This is a genomic window from Flavobacterium reichenbachii (assembly GCF_002217435.1).
Lineage (GTDB): Bacteria > Bacteroidota > Bacteroidia > Flavobacteriales > Flavobacteriaceae > Flavobacterium > Flavobacterium reichenbachii.
Map to the genome: position 1 here is coordinate 44,031 of NZ_MUHF01000002.1, position 19,236 is coordinate 63,266.

At 33.8% G+C, this 19,236-nt stretch carries 19 protein-coding genes; 1 reads left to right on the forward strand and 18 read right to left on the reverse strand.

The window, feature by feature from the left end; translation table 11 throughout:
* Positions 1 to 25: 25 nt before the first annotated feature.
* The 5 genes from B0A68_RS02410 to B0A68_RS02430 form a co-directional block, all read right to left on the reverse strand.
* Positions 26 to 547, reverse strand: coding sequence for a hypothetical protein (locus B0A68_RS02410; RefSeq protein WP_051892490.1), 522 nt, complete (start codon positions 545 to 547; stop codon positions 26 to 28).
* A 295-nt stretch (positions 548 to 842) separates the two neighbouring features.
* On the reverse strand, positions 843 to 1,241 hold the full coding sequence (locus B0A68_RS02415; RefSeq protein ID WP_035682927.1) for a hypothetical protein: 399 nt from the start codon (positions 1,239 to 1,241) through the stop codon (positions 843 to 845).
* Between the two features lie 120 nt (positions 1,242 to 1,361).
* Entirely contained in the window at positions 1,362 to 2,096 is a 735-nt protein-coding gene (locus B0A68_RS02420; RefSeq protein WP_205623779.1) for a DUF2625 domain-containing protein, read from the reverse strand.
* A gap of 20 nt (positions 2,097 to 2,116) precedes the next feature.
* Positions 2,117 to 2,764, reverse strand: coding sequence for a suppressor of fused domain protein (locus B0A68_RS02425; RefSeq protein WP_035682929.1), 648 nt, complete (start codon positions 2,762 to 2,764; stop codon positions 2,117 to 2,119).
* A gap of 152 nt (positions 2,765 to 2,916) precedes the next feature.
* Positions 2,917 to 3,588, reverse strand: coding sequence for a carbonic anhydrase (locus tag B0A68_RS02430; RefSeq protein WP_035682931.1), 672 nt, complete (start codon positions 3,586 to 3,588; stop codon positions 2,917 to 2,919).
* Between the two features lie 269 nt (positions 3,589 to 3,857).
* Between B0A68_RS02430 and B0A68_RS02435 the strand changes: the two genes are divergently transcribed.
* The gene (locus tag B0A68_RS02435) at positions 3,858 to 4,787 is read left to right on the forward strand and encodes an alpha/beta hydrolase (protein ID WP_165571327.1); all 930 of its coding nucleotides are present in this window, start codon (positions 3,858 to 3,860) and stop codon (positions 4,785 to 4,787) included.
* A gap of 73 nt (positions 4,788 to 4,860) precedes the next feature.
* Here the strand turns inward: B0A68_RS02435 and B0A68_RS02440 are convergent, their stop codons facing one another.
* The 13 genes from B0A68_RS02440 to truA form a co-directional block, all read right to left on the reverse strand.
* On the reverse strand, positions 4,861 to 6,768 hold the full coding sequence (locus tag B0A68_RS02440) for an SPFH domain-containing protein (RefSeq protein WP_035682936.1): 1,908 nt from the start codon (positions 6,766 to 6,768) through the stop codon (positions 4,861 to 4,863).
* A gap of 253 nt (positions 6,769 to 7,021) precedes the next feature.
* Complete coding sequence (locus B0A68_RS02445; protein ID WP_035682938.1) at positions 7,022 to 7,513, reverse strand: TPM domain-containing protein; 492 nt, start codon at positions 7,511 to 7,513, stop codon at positions 7,022 to 7,024.
* A gap of 248 nt (positions 7,514 to 7,761) precedes the next feature.
* Positions 7,762 to 8,604 carry a Rossmann-fold NAD(P)-binding domain-containing protein gene (locus tag B0A68_RS02455; protein ID WP_035682943.1) on the reverse strand — a complete coding sequence of 281 codons (843 nt, stop codon included), beginning with the start codon at positions 8,602 to 8,604 and terminating at the stop codon, positions 7,762 to 7,764.
* A gap of 73 nt (positions 8,605 to 8,677) precedes the next feature.
* Positions 8,678 to 9,556 (reverse strand): AraC family transcriptional regulator, encoded by an 879-nt coding sequence (locus tag B0A68_RS02460; protein WP_035682946.1) that lies wholly within the window; start codon positions 9,554 to 9,556, stop codon positions 8,678 to 8,680.
* A 156-nt stretch (positions 9,557 to 9,712) separates the two neighbouring features.
* Positions 9,713 to 10,459: a DUF2314 domain-containing protein gene (locus B0A68_RS02465; RefSeq protein WP_035682948.1), complete on the reverse strand. Its 747-nt coding sequence runs from the start codon at positions 10,457 to 10,459 to the stop codon at positions 9,713 to 9,715.
* A gap of 102 nt (positions 10,460 to 10,561) precedes the next feature.
* Positions 10,562 to 11,521, reverse strand: a complete 960-nt coding sequence (locus B0A68_RS02470) for a DUF6620 family protein (RefSeq protein ID WP_035682950.1) — start codon at positions 11,519 to 11,521, stop codon at positions 10,562 to 10,564.
* Positions 11,522 to 11,545: 24 nt separating this feature from the next.
* Positions 11,546 to 12,481 (reverse strand): hypothetical protein, encoded by a 936-nt coding sequence (locus B0A68_RS02475; RefSeq protein WP_035682951.1) that lies wholly within the window; start codon positions 12,479 to 12,481, stop codon positions 11,546 to 11,548.
* A gap of 12 nt (positions 12,482 to 12,493) precedes the next feature.
* Positions 12,494 to 12,736 (reverse strand): hypothetical protein, encoded by a 243-nt coding sequence (locus B0A68_RS02480; RefSeq protein WP_035682952.1) that lies wholly within the window; start codon positions 12,734 to 12,736, stop codon positions 12,494 to 12,496.
* The gene (locus tag B0A68_RS02485) at positions 12,736 to 13,689 is read right to left on the reverse strand and encodes an SPFH domain-containing protein (protein ID WP_035682955.1); all 954 of its coding nucleotides are present in this window, start codon (positions 13,687 to 13,689) and stop codon (positions 12,736 to 12,738) included. Before B0A68_RS02485 ends, B0A68_RS02480 begins: the two co-directional genes overlap by 1 nt.
* A 363-nt stretch (positions 13,690 to 14,052) precedes the next feature.
* Entirely contained in the window at positions 14,053 to 15,441 is a 1,389-nt protein-coding gene (lpdA, locus tag B0A68_RS02490; protein ID WP_035682957.1) for a dihydrolipoyl dehydrogenase, read from the reverse strand.
* 298 nt (positions 15,442 to 15,739) lie between these two features.
* On the reverse strand, positions 15,740 to 16,324 hold the full coding sequence (locus B0A68_RS02495) for an NUMOD4 domain-containing protein (protein WP_035687939.1): 585 nt from the start codon (positions 16,322 to 16,324) through the stop codon (positions 15,740 to 15,742).
* 139 nt (positions 16,325 to 16,463) lie between these two features.
* Complete coding sequence (locus B0A68_RS02500) at positions 16,464 to 18,218, reverse strand: ABC transporter ATP-binding protein (RefSeq protein ID WP_035682959.1); 1,755 nt, start codon at positions 18,216 to 18,218, stop codon at positions 16,464 to 16,466.
* A gap of 76 nt (positions 18,219 to 18,294) precedes the next feature.
* Positions 18,295 to 19,029: a tRNA pseudouridine(38-40) synthase TruA gene (truA, locus tag B0A68_RS02505; RefSeq protein WP_035682961.1), complete on the reverse strand. Its 735-nt coding sequence runs from the start codon at positions 19,027 to 19,029 to the stop codon at positions 18,295 to 18,297.
* Positions 19,030 to 19,236: the final 207 nt, after the last annotated feature.

Consider the following 19,236-nt stretch of genomic DNA (forward strand, 5'->3'; position numbering starts at 1 on the left):
GTTTTTAAAAGGTTTAGAATCAATTTTAGTTCAATTCTTTAACATCATCAATTAAAAAAGATTTTCCGGATTCAATAACTTTTATGGTTCTTTTATAAGTGCCTTTATAAGTAACATCTTTTATAATAACCTGAAAAACATATGTTTTATCTTTAGAAGATAATAAATCACATTTAGAAACCGTTACTTTACCCCAATCCTGAGCAGAAATTAAAAAACCATCTGCTCCAACATATTTTACATCATATTTCTTCTTCCATTTTTTATTAAACTGCTCCATAGTCAAACTTCCGTCTGTACCCATATCTATGTTCATAGCGTCAGTTTTATACTCATTGTATGATTTTGTGGTAATCTTGCTCATGTCTGGAAATTCCTGTTTAAAGAAATTTTCGACTGATTTTATAAGCCATTTTTTAGCTAGTTCACTTTGGTCAAATGAAATTTCTTTAGGATTATAATTGCTTACAACCGTGTTTTTTATTGGAGCTGCGTAGGCGAAAAAAAAGATAAAATTAAAGGCGAATAAAATTTTTACAGTTTTCATTTATTGTTTGGAATTATATAGATTTAAGAATCAAATATACTTCTTTTGTGTTTTTGTTATTAAATAAAATGAAGATACATTAACCCAATTGGGTATAATTAGCAAAAAAGTTAATTTAACATATAGAAACATAGATTTTTAAATATTTATAAAAGATAATTTTAAAAATCTTGATTTCACACATAGCTATGTTTGTTAATACAAGTAAAACGCCTTTTATAAGTGTAAAGAATCTATCCCGAAGCTTCGGGACTATGTGTTGAAAAAATTATTATCCATTATTAAAAACAAAACTTTATTTCAGCCGAACATATTCTGATTGATAGCAGTCATTACATTCTTCGCTCAAATACAATTTGTTATCCTTAACTTCAAAAGACTGCTTTGGCATATCATTTTCAAAAAGAATCATTTTTCGTTCATTTCCATAAATAGAAGGTTCTTCTTTTATAGCGTATTTGCTTTCGAATATCAAATTTCCATTTTCATATTTTTTAATAGTCGAATTAGAAATTTCGAGTATCGTTTTTTTATTTTCAGAAGCCGGAGTTATTGTTTTTCCTATAAAGCCACCCGATGAACTTACCCAATTCCATTTTCCGTTTAATGCGTTTTCAGCAGAACCAATTTTATTAGTCGTACTGCAGGAAGATAATAGTAAAAATAAGGAAAACAGCAGAGCAGTTTTTTTCATGATTTTAGTTTAATTATTGGATTTTGACACAATTATTTAATAGAAAGACAAATGTTTTGTCAAATGGTTGCTTAGAATTGACACTTATTTTAATCAAAACTTTCCTGCCTGCTTTTAGCATTACTTGGTTAGCTGTTTTCTTAAATCTATATTCAGACTGTACTGTTCTTCAACAGGAATCACTTTTCGTGAAACTTTATCAATATCTTTTCCTTCCTCTGTCCATAAAAACGGATAAAAATTATAAACTTTATCACCTTCTAAAATAGAAACTTCTTGTTTCCAGTTTTTCCATCTGCTGCCGGCATAAAACTTATCCAAATCATTATTAAAACAAAATTGTAAGAACTCAGTATACGTGATATCAAGTGGTTCAAAATCGAGACTGTCTGGCGAAAAATAATAGATTTTGCCAAGATCTGTTCCCAATGCGCCTCCGTTTAATAAATAAAAACCACCAAGCGCATCATCTGCAACTAATAGAAAAGCAGGAGCCTCTCCAAATTCTGCAAAAGACTTTCCTTTGTTCCAATCAGGAAGAGCTCGATTTAGTTTTGTGCTGCCAGAACCCAGAATTCTGATCCAGCCGTTATCTATTAAAAGTCCTCCGGTCATGTAAACGATCGCACCCATTGGAGAAGCAGTAGTAACTTGTATTTTATACAAAGCATCTTTTGCTTTTTGAGGATCAGCAGGCAGAATTTCAACTTTATTTTTGGCAGCACCAATCCATTCTTTTACCAGTTTCCAGCCTGGATCTTTATCGTTTATTAATTCGTTTACGGTTTTCATTTTTGCTTGAGAAAAAGATAATAATGTAAAAAGAGATAAGCTTATGGTCGAAAATAATTTCATTTTTTTGACTGCTGTTTTGATTAATTTTTTCGGGTTAAATCGGTAATTAATAATGGATTGTTTTGTTTTAAATGATCGACTATTTCTTCGACTGTTTTTCTACTTTCCAGAATGTCGTTATATTCTTCAGATGTGATTCCAACTATTTGAAGAAACGAAACTTCGCCATGCGGTGTCTGCTTTTTTTCGATTTCGGGATCTTTTACAAAAACTAATGCTGTAATTTCAGTTTCAGTATCCAGACGTATTGGTCCGTTTGCCGGCATATAATGAAATTCTTCAAACCAATTACCGCTGCTAAAAACGTATTTAGCAATGTTTTGCAATAATGCAATTGCCCAGCTTGGGTTTCCGTTGTCTTCGGCAAAAGGTTTTAATCGAAACGTAAGTTCAAATCCCCATTTGCTAAATTCTCCATCTACTTTTTCTTCATTATAATAGAGTTCAGAGAAACCATAAGTTATAAAATGAAAATGCTCCGTTTCCTTGGTACTTTCGTAAATACTAACGCCGTCAAGCGGACTTTCTCCTCCCAGCATATAGCTTATTGCCGGCGCATAATGTTTGGGTTCCTGATTAGGGTAAAGGCGATCGAATTCTTTATCTATTGATAACCAGCCTACAGCATCGTCTTCTGAAAATTCTTTTTTATATTCTTCTAATGTCATTTTTTACCTGCTTTAAAGGATTATAATTAAAGTACAATATATTGATTTTTGATTCAAAAAAATACTTTTTCTTTTGAATAAATTGTTAGGTACAAAAAAATCCGACCTGTATTGACAAGTCGGATTTAACAATTACTATGGTTTTTTCAGTATTACATTTTTACAGCTTGGCCTGTATGTACATCATATCGCATCGATACAATTTGCACCTTATGTTCTTTAACAATAGGATTTTCTCTGATAAGTTTTGCCGAATGAGCGATGTTTGCATCGATGCATCCTAATAAATTATTTTCTTTTGAATGTGCTTTTCCTGCTTCAACTTCTTCTTTTTCCTGCGAAATTGTTTCTATAATATTGTCGATATGACTGAGGTGTTTTTTGTATGAATTATTCTTATCTGCAACATAAGCTTTTATGGCGCCGCATTCTGTATGACCCAAAACGACGATTAGTTTTGTATCTAAATGTTCTACAGCATATTCGATACTCCCCATGTCAATATCTGAAATTAGATTTCCGGCATTTCTAATAACAAATAAATCTCCAAGTCCCTGATCAAAAACAATTTCGGGAGAAACTCGGCTGTCTGAGCATGTTATAACAACAGCAAATGGTTTCTGTCCGTCTTGATTTGCTAAAACTGTTTGTTTGTTTTGATGAGGATGAAGTGTTTTTTGATCTAAAAATCTTTGATTTCCAGTTGTCAATCTTTCTAAAGAAGTTAAATCTTTATCTGTTTCTCCAGCTTTGTTCTGCTCTTGTTTTTTACAGCTCATAGCCGAAAAAACTACCATAATCATTAATAAGTTTATCTTTTTCATTTTCTTTCTTTTAAGTTATTTTTGATTTTTAACTAAAGTCAAATTTATAGCTTTTTTATTACAAAATAATTAATAAATCATAAAAAAATCTGGCTTATTTATTAGCAGTCATACTTAAGTGTTGATTGAAGTATTGGTAATGCTGAGGATTTATTTTTGTTCAAAATAATAATATGAAAAAGTATAAAATAATGATGTGTATTTGTTTTCTTGGATTCAATCAAGCAAAGTCACAGAACATTATTGCTAAGTCATTTACAAAAAATAATATGAAAATTTTAGAAACGCAAAGTCATATTGATAGTTTAAATATTGCAATTCATTACATTGAATCTCATAAAGCAGGAGATGATTTTCCTGTTCTTTTTCTTCATGGTTCGTCATTTCCTACAGCACTTTCTTTCGGGTTTTACATGGATGATACATCCTGGATGACAAATTTATCTGAGAATGGATATGATGTATATTCGCTTGATTTTTTAGGTTACGGATATTCGGATCGCTATCCCGAAATGGAAAATAACTCTATTGATGAGCGCGTTGTCGGCAGGGCAGAAGAGGTGGTTTTGGATGTAGAAAAAGCTGTTGCTCTGGTTTTGCAAAAATCAGGTAAAGACAAAGTGTATTTAATTGGTCATTCCTGGGGCGGAAGCGTGTCCGCACTTTATGCTTCAAAATTTTCAGATAAAATAGAAAAGCTTGTTTTATTTGCGACAATAACCGCTAGAAATGAAAAATATGAAGCAGAAAAAATTCAAGGTTCTTTTGTTGAAATGACTCCAGAACAAAGAATTGATGCTATGAAATTGCTGACTCCCAATGGAAAATCTTGTCAATTAGAAAAAGAAGTATTTATGAATTGGGGTAAAATTTGGGAAGAGAGTGATCCGTTGTTTAAAAAAGAAAATGGAAAAGTTCGTTTTCCGTCTGGTCCAAATCAGGATGTCGAAGACTTATTACACCATAAACCCTATTATAAACCCGAAAATATAAAAGCTCCAACATTAATAATAAGAGGAAGCTGGGATCAATATCCTAATGATGCAGATGCCCAAAAATTATTTAAATCACTCAAAAATGCAGCTTCAAAAAAATATGTAACTCTTGATACAGGCACCCATGTTGCCCATTTAGAAACCAGCCGGAAACAATTGTACGAGGAGACCCTTGTTTTTTTGAGAAGCAGACAGAAAATGTAACAGTACTATAGTGATCAAAAAAAAATCCGATCTGCTGTTGCAAATCGGATTTAATATTGAAATCTAAATAAAATTATTTTTTAGGATTCTTTACATTTTTATCTGTATCCATCATTTCCATTAGTTTTAATCCTAAAAGTCCACTGATAGAACCATCAGAACCGCCATTTCCGGTAATTAATACATCAGGAATTACTTTTATGTTTCCTTTACCAATTTCTTCAGTTACTTTGTATTTGGTAAAATTATCACCACCCATCGCAGTAACTTGCAATTGATATGCTTCTGCAGTTGATTTACCAATTGCCATGATTTTTTCAGCTTCTGCCAAACCTGTTTTAGAGATTCTTTCGGCTTCTGCACTTGCAGTAAGTTTTGTCGCTTCAGCTTGTGCTCCCGCTCTTGCTTTTGTAGCTTCTGCTTCTGCGTTTGCACGCATTTTTGTAGCCTCTGCTTCAGCATTTACGTTTAGTTTTAAACTGGTTGCATCTCCTTCTGCCTTCTTAACGGTTGCATCTGCAGTACGTTGTGCGATTTCAACACTTTGAGAAGCGCGTACAATTTCTTTCTGCATATCGGCAATTGCAGTTTCTTTTTCCATTCCCTGACGCTGTTCCTGCGCCATTCTTTGGGTCTGATATGTTTTTTGCTCCTCTTCGGCCAGTTTTCTGTCGGTCAAAGTTTTCATCAATGAATCTGGCGGAACGATATCTCCGATCAAAGTATCAACAGCGTTTACATTATATTCGTCTAAAACCAGTTTGATATGATTTTTAGCCGATTCCTGACGTTCTTTTCTTGTGGATAAAAACGAAATTACATCGCTGTCCTGAGCCGAGTTTCTAAAATAGTTACCAATTGTTGGTTCTAAAACCTGAGAAACAAGATTGTTCATGCTGCCGAAACGAGCAATTACTTTTGGAGCTTCGTTTGCAGGAACGTGAATGATTTGTGCTACATCCAGATTAAAAGGGAAACCATCTTTTGAACGAACGGTAATTGTAGACAGATTTTTATCTAAATCATGCGATTCGCTTCTCGCATTTGCCCAGTTCAAGACAAGGTTTGTTGTCGGAACGGCTTCTAGTTTTGTCGTATATTTATTCAACGCGTATTTTCCAGGTCCAAAAGGTTCCATCCAAACACCGCGTTGTCCTTTCGAAACAATATTTCCGTGTTTAAAAGTATCTCCGGTAACGTCTTGTCCGTCTTCACCAATGTACGAAATCACAACACCAACGTAACCAATTGGCACATCGGTCATTGGATTTTGTTCTATTAAAATTCCCCACGTATTGATGTAATACGAACCGGCAAGCATAACCTGAGGCTGTAAACCACGGTTGCCGCCTTTGTCCAGAAATTTATCAAAATCCTGAAAGTTATTATGTCCTTCAACAAATTTTCCGGCAATTTGTCCCTGCGGAATCGGTTCGCCATCGAGAGCGGTCACAATACCAATCATGTTTTCGTAAATCTTGATTTGATCTGCAATCACAATTTCAAATAAGAACGTATTAATTCGATACGATCCAGTGGTAATAAACGCAGTCTGGCGCCCTTTTTGTCCGCCGTTGTTTAAGAAAGCCGTTGCATCCTGAAAGTTGTCGCTGTCTACTTTTCGGGCGAGGATTCGACCCGTCGGAATTTCTTTTCCGTCTTTACTCAAAACAAGTCCGATTTTACCTTCTGGGATCAAGGTAAAGCTCGTCATGTCAACGATATACTGCCAGATCCACATTCCCCAGTAAAGACCTGGAGCAAGAGTTTTGGCTTGGTAACCTGCTTCGCCTTTTGTAGCGATAATTCTTCCGTCGGGAAGTGATTTGTCTGTACCAAAAAGAACGAATTTTTTGGTTACGAGTCCAATTTTATCTTCGGGTACGATAACCATTCCGAAGAAGACACGCAATACAAATTTGTAAAATAAGATGAAGAACACAATTAAGAGAACCCACCAATAAGAAGTAATTTCAGTCATAGTTATTTTAGTTTATGCAGCAAACTTAATAGAATTTTTTCCTATTAAAATAAAATAATTTTAAAATTAACATTTACCTGATTTGAAGATAAAATGTTAAAAATAATCTGATTTTATATCGTTGGAATTGTCAATTTCTGACACGATTTTTTGCGCTGTAAACTATGATTGGTTTTTTGGGTTTTAACAATTTAAAGGGGCAATTCTTTAAACCGTAGAAAGTATTAGGAAGCAATGTTTAATTTCGGAATTGCTATTCCAGCTTTTTTATAATTTTTGATGTACCCTCGTACAAACCTTTATAGTAATCCCCTTTTTTTAATTCGGGAATAACAAAGGTCGAGATGATGTTTTCTATTTCGGTGTCGCTCAATTTATTTCGAATTTTACCAACACCCCGAATTTGTATCTGTCTTAATTGTTTGCTTATTACGATTAAAATAGAGGCGTCTATTTTTAAATTAACGTTTAAATATTTGTCAAGCTCCAGAGAGTAATCTGTAATATCTGTATAAGGAGTTATTGAAGAAGTACTTACAATAATAATTTTGCTTTTTGTTTTCGTTTCGCACGCTTTTAAATTTGTATTTAAAGTCTGTGCTTGCTCTGTAGTCAGAATTTTTTCAAAGTCATTTACGTAATCATACGATTTTGCAAAAATATTTTTTGTTTCTGAATTGGTTTGAGCAAAAAAACTATTGGAAAAAAGAAGTAAAAGTGTAATAATGAAAAATATTTTTTTCATGGCAGGTTTTAATTTTGGGTGCCGTAAAACTAATATTTTATTATTAAAATCGGTCCATAATTTGGGATCAAAAAATAGAATATTTTATGGTTTTGGTAAAAATAACATTCTAATAAAAAAATCCGATTTGTATAACAAATCGGATTTTAGATGCGGCATTATTTTCTTATGATTTTAAATTCCGCTTCAAATAAAATTATAAAATCTACATAAGTATTATTGAAAATTGATTTTAGAGTTCGAAAAAATCAGGACAACTCATTTACTTCGTTCCAGATTCCAGTGTGAGCCGTTTTTTTGGCATATTCAGTAAAATCAAGTGCTTTACGGCCCAGAACTTTTTCAATATCATTGGTAATACTAGAGTTTCTGCCGTCTAAAACTTGAGAAAACAGGTAATTTACCAGCCAGATCATATCTTCTGGAACTTGATATTCGCGGAGCATGTTTACATATTCTTCTATAGAAATCGGTTGAAATATAATTTCTCTACCCGTAACTTTTGCTATTTCTGCAACTGCCTGTTCAAAATTAAGTAATCTTGGTCCTGTAAGTTCGTATGTTTTTCCGTTATGCTGTTCGTATAAAAGTGCTTCAACCACCAAAGCTGCGATATCGTCGGCATCGGTAAATGGTTCCAGAATATGACTTTGAGGTAAAGCAACGCGGCCTGCTAAAATAGGTTCTAAAAAGATACTTTCACTAAAGTTCTGATTGAACCAGCTGGCTCTTACAATCGTCCATTCTTTTGCTGTAGACTTTACAATTTCTTCACAGATTTGGGCTTCTTTTTCGCCTCTTCCAGAAAGCAGCACCATTTTTCCGACACCGTTTTCTGAAGCTAGTTTTGTAAATTTTCGAATAATTTCTGGTGCTCCTGGTAGTGCCAGATCGGGTTGAAAAGTGATATAAACCGTGTCGATTCCTTTTATTGCTTCCAGCCAGGTTTCTGGATTCTCCCAATCAAAGGAAGGATTTTCGTTTCTTGAACCAATTCGAACTTCAACGTTATTTATTTTATCTAATAAATGCGCTGCTCTGCGGCCTGTTTTTCCGTTTCCGCCGAGTAATAAGATTTTTTTTGTTTCCATGATTAATGTTGTTTTTAATTAATGATGGTACAAAGATGCAGCTGTCTTTATAAAAACATTTGTCGGAAAGGAATTAAGATTTGTTTGAAAGGAATTGTTTTTTTACTGCATTGGGTCTCGATCCAAATTTTTTCTGAAAAGCATTAGAGAAAGAACTTAAGCTTTCATAACCAACTTCCCAAGCCGTTTCCTGAACCGTTTTTTCAGTATTGCAAAGTATTTCATAAGCTTTATTCAAACGTTCTTCGTGAATATATTTGTAAACCGGAATGCCGAATAATTCTTTAAAATTCTTTTTGAGCTTACTGCTGTTAAGGCCAATGAGCTTAGATAATTCAGAAAGAGTAGGAGGTTTAGAGTAATTTGTGCTCACGATGTCTTTAGCCTTAAAAAGCTTTTCCTTATCCTTATCAGTCAGTTCATTTTTTTTATCGCTGGACAAAAGAGCAAAGTAATGCGCTAATAATTCATTTACCTGACTTTTTAAAAACAAAAGTCTGGTATTGCCGGAATAGGTTGTATTAAATATTTTCTGAACGGCAAGCTGCATATCAAGCGTCATAAAATGTGTAGGACCTTTTACAAAATGTTCTTCCGGATTTAATAAATACGGCAGCAGCTTTTCAAAAATTTCTTTTTCGACTTGTGGTAATGAATGGAGCGTTTTTAGTTTTGCAAAAATACTGATAGACTGCAGAGGTTTGTCTGGAGCAATTTTATGCGCAAATTCTACTTTTTGATTTCCGAAAAAAGAAATCGCCAGACCAGTTGTATTCGTTAAGTATTTCGTCTGATTATTATGTTTTATTTCTAATTCGACATTGCCGGAACCATAAAATGCAAAACCGACTGCGTCGCCGTCTATTTCGCATTTCTGAACAAAAGATTTCTCAGCGTTAGACTGTTCTATCAATACAATGAAATTGTTTAATTCTATAATATCTGTTGTCATTCCTAACTTTTTTGATAAAACTACAGTCGATAAAAATTAAATTATTTTGATTTTAAGGAGTTTAAAGTCAAATCAAATATACAAAAAGTAGTTTCGTATTGGCTCTGAAAGAAAAAATCCGACTTGCTTTCACAAATCGGATTTTAAATTTGAATATTAAAATAACGGAATTAAATGTTCCCATTTCAGTTCTTTAGCATAATCTAATGGAGTTTTACCATGAACGGTTTTTGCATTTTTATCGGCGCCAGATTCTATTAGAATTTGTACAGAGGTACTGTTTCCTGCAATCGTTTCCCGATGTAAAAAAGTATAACCCAATTCATCTTTCCCGTTAATTTCGTTCGGATTATTTTTTATAAAATCGACAAGGCTCTCTTTCATGTTTTTACTCATCGGATGCTCGATTAAATTTTCTGGTTTTTCTTTTTGTTCAAAGACAACCAGAATATCATTATAATCGCCAAAATCCATTCCCCAAGCTTCATCGTGTGCTTCTCTTTCGTCCTCGCTCATCTCAGATCTCATAGCTTGTATGGTAAAACCTCCGTAGGTTTTTCCCTGGCTTGCAAACAACCAGTCACTGATTTGATTAATCGGAATTGCTACTTCGTCTCCATTGCTCACATTGGTTAGTTCGCCAGGATCGTTTACTAAAATGCCATAAATATTTTCACCGTCAAAATTGATTTCGTTGATCCACATATGTTCTACTACAGTTTCATTATCTATTTCCTGAGTAAAAGCCACCTTTACGCAGGCAACGTCGAGTCCCGGAATGATTCGGCGGTATTCCCATGATAATTCTCTCCAGAAATATTTAAAGGTTTCCTGTGCTTTTTGAAAAGCTTCGATCATTTTTGGATTTTCTCCGTCGGCGAAGAATATGGGTGTGTTTTCCATTATGTATATTTTTATAAGTTTTTAAAAATTCTTTGGGATTTTAAACGAATAAAAAACCGATTTGTTTTGCAAATCGGTTTTTTATCATGAAAAGAAATTCAATTAGAAATTTACATCATCTGCAATATTTCCGCCTTGTTCTGCTGCAAATTTTGCTGCATATTCTTTTTGTTTTTCTTGTTGATAATTAGAGAATTCCATAATGTTTTCAGAATTCCAGTTTTGGTTTTGCTCTGTCATCCATTGCATTGCCACAGATTGGAAATCAGCAATATTAATTCCAAAATTATCTAAAATCCATTGTGCGCCGTCAATTCCGTATTCGTAAGCAGCTTGTCTTGCACCTGCAAGTTCTTCGTAGAAATAACGGTCTGTTCTAATTTTTTCAAGATTAGCAGCGCCTTCTTCTGAAATTTCAGCTTTTAGGTTTTCTAATTGCGGAACGGTTACATTTTCAGCATAATATTGTCCGAACAAAGTTGTAACTGTAAACGAAGTATCTTCGCCCATACGCTGCGGCCAGATTGTATTTAATTCTTCCCAGATTACCGGCTCAAATCCCATTGCTTTACAAACTTCAAGATAGTCGATTCCAGCACTGATTTTAAGACACATTGCAGTATAAGTTCTTAAATCTACACCGTGAACAGGCTCAAGAAACGGATTATTGTCTTCGACTTTTACAAATCCTGAAGTCTGAATTCCGCTGTATTTTAAAGAATTGGCGTGCTCAAAACGAATCATTTGATCTGAATCACAATTGTTCCATTCGGTATAAACTGCTCTTCTGTAATTAAAATAGATGTTTTGGATGTCTTTGTCTTCAAGATTTTCTCCGCTTGCACGTTCGTCTGCAATCCATGCTTCAGCTCTTTCAGCAACTTCATTATCAAAATCTTCAACAGAATAATGTGTTCCGTGCAGTGTTTCAGGATCGTATTCTACTTCTTGATCCTCATTTTCGTAATCATTTTTAAAATTGTCATTAGAAGTTTGTGCTTCATGATTTTGATTTTCCGTCTTGTTGTCTCCAGTTAGAGATCCAAAAAGTTTTTTAAACATTTTTAAAATTTTAGCGTTAATAAATTATAAGTGTTGTAATTGATTTTGATACATTTTTTCGTTGTGCTCCTTTAAATCCGGCGTAATTTTGTTCCATTCGTCATACATCGCCCTTAGATAAATTTGATGCAGTTTTGGAGCATTTTTAATAACAAATTGTCTTTGTTGTTCCAGATCATCCATTTTTGACTGAATTTCGTTTAGAACCTTTTTATCAGATTCATGAATCTTACTTAAACCTAATTCGTGGCGTTCATGGTACAATTCGCGCTCTTTGTTGTTTTCGGTTTCAAATTCTTCATATAAGTGTACCGTTCTTTGTTCTGCCAGACCTCTGGCAATATGCTGCAGATTTCTTGCTTGTGTGCTTGGAGCAAATGTATTTTGCGTTTTGCAATACGGACATGAAATATAGGTTTCGATTAAAAAGATTTTCTCGATTTGAATATTCCCGCCGCATTGTGTACAGTTGAATTTGTTTTTAATGGCTTCGTACTCGTCTAATATTTTTTGATATTCGATTTCGAGATCACGTTCCTGAGTTTTTTCAATTTGGGTTCTCCAATATTCATATCTGTTCTCAAAATCATTATAACGATCAGAACAATTGTTTCTAAAATCAGAAACCAGATTGTGATGTTTACTCAATACAGAAATCTGCGAATTGTAATGGTAATAAACGTTTAGTATTTTTTCTTCGTATGTATCTCTGGCTTTTTCCCTAATATTTGATAATTGGCCATTTACACCAGAATAAACTCTGTGGAAAGTTCTTTTGTACAAATCATCATCACTTTGCAGAATTTCTTTAAGTTCCGGAATCGCTGCAGTGGCAAATTCTTCCATTTTGGCGTCTAATTTTTCTAAAAAAATAAACCATCTTTCTTGTGATTCCTGAAGTTCTGAATACCATTCTGGAAGAGCTTCTTCACCTTTTTGTTTGTTAAATAATCCGAACACTATATTTTGTATTTAAATTGAATTATCTTCTTTTTTAATGTAGACTCCGTCTGTAAGTTTTACAGATAAAAACTCAAAAGAGCAATAAGCACAATGCGTTACGCCATCTTGTTTGGCTCTTCCGGCACCGCAGCTTGGGCAGTCTCTGGTGTTCATCTGCGCTTCGTTAATTTCGGTTTCACCGCCGTAATTGGTTTGGTTTTGCGCTTTTTGTTTTAGTTTGTCTAAAAACGAAGTAACTTTTTTCTCTTCCATTACAATTGACTTAATAATTCGGTTTTCTTGTTTTTAAACTCGTCTTCGTCAATTAAACCGGCATCAAATAAAGATTTTAGCTTTTGAAGTTTAGAAGTTAAATCGTCTGTGATTTCTTGCTTTGGTGTTTCTTTATTTTGCTGTAATTGATTTAAGAGAATTCCCATGCTTAGGGCATTTTGGGTTGCGTCATGAAGCGCGGTTCCTTTATCACCAATTGCATTTGCAGTATTAAATTTGGTAAACTTATCCATATCGGTTACCATATTCATATTGGTAATTTTATCGTAATGTGCTGTTACTTCTTCTGGTAATGTTACACTTGTTATGACAAATTGCGTTAATTCGATTCCTAATTGTTCAAAATAAGGCTTTAAGTACGGTTCTATTTTTTGACCCAATTGTGTAATGTTTCCGGCAATGTCCGTAACAGTTATATTTTCGTTTGCCAGAACTTCTCCAAATTTTGGCGCTACAAAATCTCTTAATTGATTTTGTAATTCAAAAATCGTAAGTTGTTTGTAAGTCCCTGCATATTGACGGAAAAATTTGGCAGCATCAATAATTCTAATATCAAAACTACCAAAAGCACGAACCCTGATTTGTCCGAATTGAGGATCGTTAAGCAGAATAGGAGCAGGAGTTCCCCATTTATTATTGATAAATTGATGTGTATTGAAAAAGTAAACATCGGCTTTAAACGGACTTTCAAAACCGTATTTCCAGCCTTTAAGTTTACTTAAAATAGGAATGTTTTCTGTAGACAAAGTGTGAAGTCCAGGCGAAAAAACATCTGCAAGCTGTCCTTCATTTAAAAGCATTGCATGCTGACTTTCGCGAACAGTTAGTTTTGCTCCGTTTTTAATTTCTTTATCTTCATCATAAAATTTCCACATTAGTAAATTAGGATCACTTGTTGCGGCTTCGATTATTTCAATAAAAGGTAGTTTCATGAATTCTTATTTAAAAGAAATAAAAATAAGAGTTATAAGATAATTGCAATGCTTTTTTGCATCATTTTTTTAACAAATTAAGGCTAAATATTAAATAAGTATTGAATTTTACTGTTTTGTAAGTTGTTGTTTGATTTTTAGTATGGATTTTTTGATCTTCTTAGATGTATTGTAATGTTTATTCAAATACTATTTTTTTAAACAAACTATTATTTTGTAATGAATCAAATGTCTATAGAATAGTTAAGAATGTTTTCAACTGCAGCAATAAAAAAATCCGACTTGTTTTCACAAATCGGATTTTTTAAATTGAAAATTATATATAACCGCAGAGTCGCTTAGGAATGCGCCTCCATGATATTTTTACAAGTGAATTACTTCGCCGTAAGCATCTGCAACAGCTTCCATAACAGCCTCGCTCATTGTTGGGTGAGGGTGAATAGATTTAAGGATTTCGTGACCTGTAGTTTCTAGTTTACGAGCTACAACTGCCTCAGCAATCATATCTGTAACACCAGCACCAATCATGTGGCATCCTAACCATTCTCCATATTTTGCATCAAAGATTACTTTTACGAATCCGTCAGAAGCACCAGCTGCTTTTGCTTTTCCAGAAGCAGAGAATGGGAATTTACCAATTTTTAAATCGTATCCTTTTTCTCTTGCTTGTTTTTCAGTCAAACCAACAGAAGCGATTTCTGGAGTTGCGTAAGTACAACCCGGAACGTTTCCGTAATCGATAGGGTCTACATGTAAACCTTTAATTTTTTCAACACAGTTAATTCCTTCTGCAGACGCTACGTGTGCCAAAGCCTGCCCTGGAGTAATATCTCCAATTGCATAATATCCAGGAATATTAGTTTGGTTGTAAGCGTTTACCAGAATTTTATCACGGTCAACAGCAATACCAACTTCCTCTAAACCAATGTTTTCAATATTTGTTTTGATACCAACTGCAGAAAGTACGATGTCAGCTTCAAGAATTTCTTCTCCTTTAGCTGTTTTTACAGTTGCTTTTACACCAGCTCCAGAAGTGTCTAACGTTTCTACAGAAGAGCTAGTCATAACTTTAATACCTGCTTTTTTCAAAGATTTTTCAAACTGTTTTGAGATATCTTCGTCTTCTACCGGTACAACATTTGGCATAAATTCTACAATGGTAACATCAGTTCCCATTGAGTTGTAGAAATGTGCAAACTCAACACCAATTGCTCCAGAACCTACAATGATCATAGATTTTGGCTGTGTTGGCAAAGTCATTGCCTGACGGTAACCAATTACTTTTACGCCGTCTTGTGGTAAATTTGGTAACTCACGAGAGCGGGCACCAGTTGCAATGATAATATGATCTGCGCTATATTCGGTAACTTTATTGTCTTTGTCTGTAACGTCAAGTTTTTTTCCTGGTTTTAGTTTTCCAAAACCTTCAATAACGTCAATTTTATTTTTTTTCATTAAGAATTGAACACCTTTGCTCATTCCTTCTGCAACGTTACGGCTGCGTTGTACAACTGCTGGAAAATCCTTATCGAATTCAGAAACTTTTAATCCATAGTCAGAAGCGTGTTTTAAATAGTCAAAAACCTGAGCTGATTTTAATAATGCTTTTGTTGGGATACATCCCCAGTTCAAGCATACACCACCTAAGTTTTCTTTTTCAACTACAGCTACTTTAAAGCCTAATTGTGAAGCTCTAATAGCTGTTACATATCCGCCAGGACCACTTCCTAAAACAATAACGTCGTATTTCATTTTTTTGGTTTTTAGTATTTACTATCGAAAATGAATTTTAATAATTCCGAAATTCAATTTCAATCTCTTTGTTATTTGTGTTTGCGAATTTAAGGATTTATTTTAAATTTTTATTTGTTTTTTTGTTTCAGGTTTTAGGTTTCAAGTTTTGTGTTTAGATTTTTCAAGCAGATTGCTTTAAAAAAAATTGCCACGGATTTTACAAAATCCCACTAGTTAAAATTAAAAATTAGTGGAATTTTGTAAAACTCGTGGCAAACTATTTATATTCATAGTAAAAACCTGAAACAAAAACTTTTTACACCTTTACGTGTCCCCAGTTTTCACCGCTTGCAATTCTTCTGATCTGCATTTCGCTGACACCAAATTGTTTGGCAATCATCTTAAGACGTGTTTTTTGTTCTGGTCTTGCCAGGATTTTTTTAATTAACATTACTTTGGTAGTCGTTAATTTTCTTCCGTCTGATTTTAGGTTATGTTCGATCAAATTCTTTTTGGCCTGAATGACACGCGGGCTTTTTCGGCTGTGCGCCATCATTTCTGCTTTTGTTGCCCAGCGTAAATTATTGGCGTCATCATTACTTCGGTTGTAATCTAAATGAAGTACATAAGTTTGTTCTTCGGATTGTTTTGTAATAAAATACTGTGCGACTAATTTGTATAGGAAGAGATATTTGTTAACGATTTTGTCATCTATTTTAACTTTAAATCTAAAAGTTGGATAACCATCACTTAAACCTCCTTTTAAAAGGCGTCCGTTTTCTATTTCGTCTGTAAAACTAATTAAACGTCCTTTGTTTGAAATGGCATATCGTAATTGCAATGAGGCGTTTATATCTATTTCTTTGAATTCTTCATTTGGATAAAATCTTGTTTGTGGCATTTTCTTTTTCATTTAATTATAATCTCAAAGATAACGAAAAGCCAAAAAAGACTATGTTAAAGTGCTGGTTGTGAAATGCAGTTTTATGATTCCTATAACGCAATTTTAACTTTTTAATTAGAATTTATCTGCTCAAAATCTAATTTGCGGCCACAAATTGCGAATCATACAGGTTTTTGTAATAACCGTCTGCTTTTTGAAGTAATTCATGATGTGTTCCTTCTTCGACAATTAAACCTTTATCCATTACAATAATTTTATCGGCATTTACGATAGTCGCCAATCGATGTGCAATGATAATCGAAGTTCTTCCTTTTGTAATCGTTTCTGTAGCACGCTGAATTAATTCCTCAGAATAAGTATCAATTGATGATGTTGCTTCATCTAAAATCAAAATACTTGGATTGCTTACATAAGATCTTAAAAAGGCAATCAACTGACGCTGGCCAGAAGAAAGCATAACACCGCGTTCTTTTACATCAAAATCATAATTGTCCGGAAGACTCATAATAAAGTCATGAACACCTATTTTCTTGGCTGCGTCTAAAACCTGTTCGCGGGTTATTTCTTCATTGTGCAGTGTAATGTTGTTATAAATGGTATCTGCAAACAAAAAAACATCCTGCAAAACCACTGCAATTTGTTTACGTAAAGAAGCTAAAGTGTAATCTTCGATATTTTGACCGTCAATAAAAATAGTGCCGCTGTTAATCTCGTAAAAACGATTTAATAAATTAATAATAGTCGATTTTCCGGCACCTGTAGAACCAACAATTGCAATTGTTTGTCCGGAAGCCACAGAAAGATCAATTCCTTTTATAACTTCTTCTTCTGGAATATAACTAAAACGTACGTCTTTGAATTCTATAATTCCTTCAAAAATTGGCGCTTCAAGAATTCCTGTATCCTGAATATGATCTTGTGTGTCAATAATATCAAAAACACGATTGGCAGCAATCATTCCCAATTGCATCTCATTAAATTTATCTGCAATTTGACGCAGCGGATTAAATAGCATTCCGATAAACATCGTATACGAAAATAAATCTCCAAAAGTTGTAAACTGATCCCCATTCAAAATCCTAAATCCGCCGTAAACAACAACCAAGCCTAAAGTAATAGACGAAATTATATCGGCAATCGGAAAAAATATGGAGTTATAAAGGATCGTTTTGATCCACGCTACTTTATGTTTATTATTGATTTCCTTAAAGTTTTCTGCCTCTATTTTTTCTCGGTTAAAAAGCTGCACGATTTTCATTCCCGTAACGCGCTCCTGTACAAAAGAGTTCATATTGGCGATTTGAGTTCGAACTTCCTCAAAAGCAACCTGCATTTTACGCTGAAAAATTCTTGTTATGTAAACTAAGATAGGCATGGCGATTACTACAATCCAGGTAAGTTTCCAGTTCATGTAAAACATAAAAAGCAAGACTACAATCATTTTCATTAAATCAGAAATAATCATAAACAATCCCTGACTGAAAATACGGGCGATCGATTCAATATCAGAGACAGATCTGGTTACCAATTGTCCAACCGGAACCAAATCAAAATACTTCATCCTAAAACTCAAGATATGTTTAAAAAGCTTATTTCTAATATCTTTTACGATATCTTGTCCCAGCCAGTTTGCCCAGAAAACAAAATAGAACTGAGAAAAAACTTCCATCAGGAGAACCACGCCCATCAAAACAATATACATCAATAAACCGTATTTGTCGTGCGTCTTGATATAGCCGTCCACCGTTTGTTTTAATAAATAAGGACGAAGAGCTGCAAAAACTGAAAGAGAAATGGCAAAAATTATAACGCCGTAATAGCGCCATTTATAAGGTTTGGTATAGGTTAAAATTCTTTTGAATAATCCGGTATCGAATGCTTTTGCTTTCATTTGTTTTTTATATGCTTTAAGCTTTAGGCTTTCGGCAGCAGACTCAACACTAAAGCCTATTGCTTACAGCTTACAGCTATAAATAATCGTAATAAATTTCGGTTAAATATAATCCGTGTGCCGGAACCGAAAACCCGGCTTTTTCTCTGCTTTTGCTCGCAATTATGTTTTCAAAATCTACCAGAGAAATTTTATGCAGACCAATATTTACTAATGTTCCAACAATAGAACGAACCATATTTCTTAAAAATCGATTTGCCGAAATGGTAAAAACCAGCTTGTTGTTTTCTTGTTTCCAATAGGCTTCAAAAATTGTGCAGTCAAAAGTATTTACATCGGTATGGACTTTAGAAAAACACTGAAAATCGGTGTGTTTCAATAAGATATTTGCAGCTTCATTCATCAAAGCTACATCTAATTTTTGATTAAAATACCAGCTCAATTCTTCCAGAAACGGATTTTTAAAAGTATTAATGTGGTATTCATAAGTTCTTTTAGTTGCATCAAAACGACAATGTGCTTCATTGTCAACCAAAATAATATCAAAAACAGCAATGTCTTTAGGTAAATAAGAATTGAGTTTATGCACCAAATTCGGTACGTCAATCGGAGTTTCATGATCAAAATGAGCATACATTTCCCTTGCGTGAACTCCAGTGTCTGTTCGACCTGCACCCATTGCATTAATTTCAGAATTTAACAAAACCGAAAGAGCTTTGTTTAAAGTTTCCTGAACAGAAGATGCGTTAGGTTGAAATTGCCAGCCGTGATAATGTGTGCCGTTATATGCGAAGTGGATAAAATATCTCATTTTTTAGGGACAGAGGTTCTGAAGTACAAAGGTACAAAGGATTTTTTGAAGATGCTAAGATTCTGAGATACTATCCCGAAGTCTACATTGTAGAGATGCACTGCAGCGCGTCTGAGCCGAGATTAGTAAAATACATTATTAAAACAGGTAAAGTATCTTCCCATTCATAAAAAAAGTATTAAGATAGATTTAATTAAAAAAAAACTT

What these genes read in the sequence shown, in the direction of transcription:
- B0A68_RS02415 (WP_035682927.1), bottom strand. Translation starts at nt 1,241, where the DNA reads ATGAAAAAAACTGCTCTGCTGTTTTCCTTATTTTTACTATTATCTTCC.
- B0A68_RS02480 (WP_035682952.1), bottom strand. Translation starts at nt 12,736, where the DNA reads ATGGAAGAGAAAAAAGTTACTTCGTTTTTAGACAAACTAAAACAAAAA.
- B0A68_RS02485 (WP_035682955.1), bottom strand. Translation starts at nt 13,689, where the DNA reads ATGAAACTACCTTTTATTGAAATAATCGAAGCCGCAACAAGTGATCCT.
- B0A68_RS02455 (WP_035682943.1), bottom strand. Translation starts at nt 8,604, where the DNA reads ATGGAAACAAAAAAAATCTTATTACTCGGCGGAAACGGAAAAACAGGC.
- truA (WP_035682961.1), bottom strand. Translation starts at nt 19,029, where the DNA reads ATGAGATATTTTATCCACTTCGCATATAACGGCACACATTATCACGGC.
- B0A68_RS02440 (WP_035682936.1), bottom strand. Translation starts at nt 6,768, where the DNA reads ATGACTGAAATTACTTCTTATTGGTGGGTTCTCTTAATTGTGTTCTTC.
- B0A68_RS02435 (WP_165571327.1), top strand. Translation starts at nt 3,858, where the DNA reads ATGAAAATTTTAGAAACGCAAAGTCATATTGATAGTTTAAATATTGCA.
- B0A68_RS02410 (WP_051892490.1), bottom strand. Translation starts at nt 547, where the DNA reads ATGAAAACTGTAAAAATTTTATTCGCCTTTAATTTTATCTTTTTTTTC.
- B0A68_RS02470 (WP_035682950.1), bottom strand. Translation starts at nt 11,521, where the DNA reads ATGTTTAAAAAACTTTTTGGATCTCTAACTGGAGACAACAAGACGGAA.
- B0A68_RS02420 (WP_205623779.1), bottom strand. Translation starts at nt 2,096, where the DNA reads ATGAAATTATTTTCGACCATAAGCTTATCTCTTTTTACATTATTATCT.
- B0A68_RS02430 (WP_035682931.1), bottom strand. Translation starts at nt 3,588, where the DNA reads ATGAAAAAGATAAACTTATTAATGATTATGGTAGTTTTTTCGGCTATG.
- B0A68_RS02425 (WP_035682929.1), bottom strand. Translation starts at nt 2,764, where the DNA reads ATGACATTAGAAGAATATAAAAAAGAATTTTCAGAAGACGATGCTGTA.
- B0A68_RS02495 (WP_035687939.1), bottom strand. Translation starts at nt 16,324, where the DNA reads ATGCCACAAACAAGATTTTATCCAAATGAAGAATTCAAAGAAATAGAT.
- B0A68_RS02460 (WP_035682946.1), bottom strand. Translation starts at nt 9,556, where the DNA reads ATGACAACAGATATTATAGAATTAAACAATTTCATTGTATTGATAGAA.
- lpdA (WP_035682957.1), bottom strand. Translation starts at nt 15,441, where the DNA reads ATGAAATACGACGTTATTGTTTTAGGAAGTGGTCCTGGCGGATATGTA.
- B0A68_RS02500 (WP_035682959.1), bottom strand. Translation starts at nt 18,218, where the DNA reads ATGAAAGCAAAAGCATTCGATACCGGATTATTCAAAAGAATTTTAACC.
- B0A68_RS02465 (WP_035682948.1), bottom strand. Translation starts at nt 10,459, where the DNA reads ATGGAAAACACACCCATATTCTTCGCCGACGGAGAAAATCCAAAAATG.
- B0A68_RS02445 (WP_035682938.1), bottom strand. Translation starts at nt 7,513, where the DNA reads ATGAAAAAAATATTTTTCATTATTACACTTTTACTTCTTTTTTCCAAT.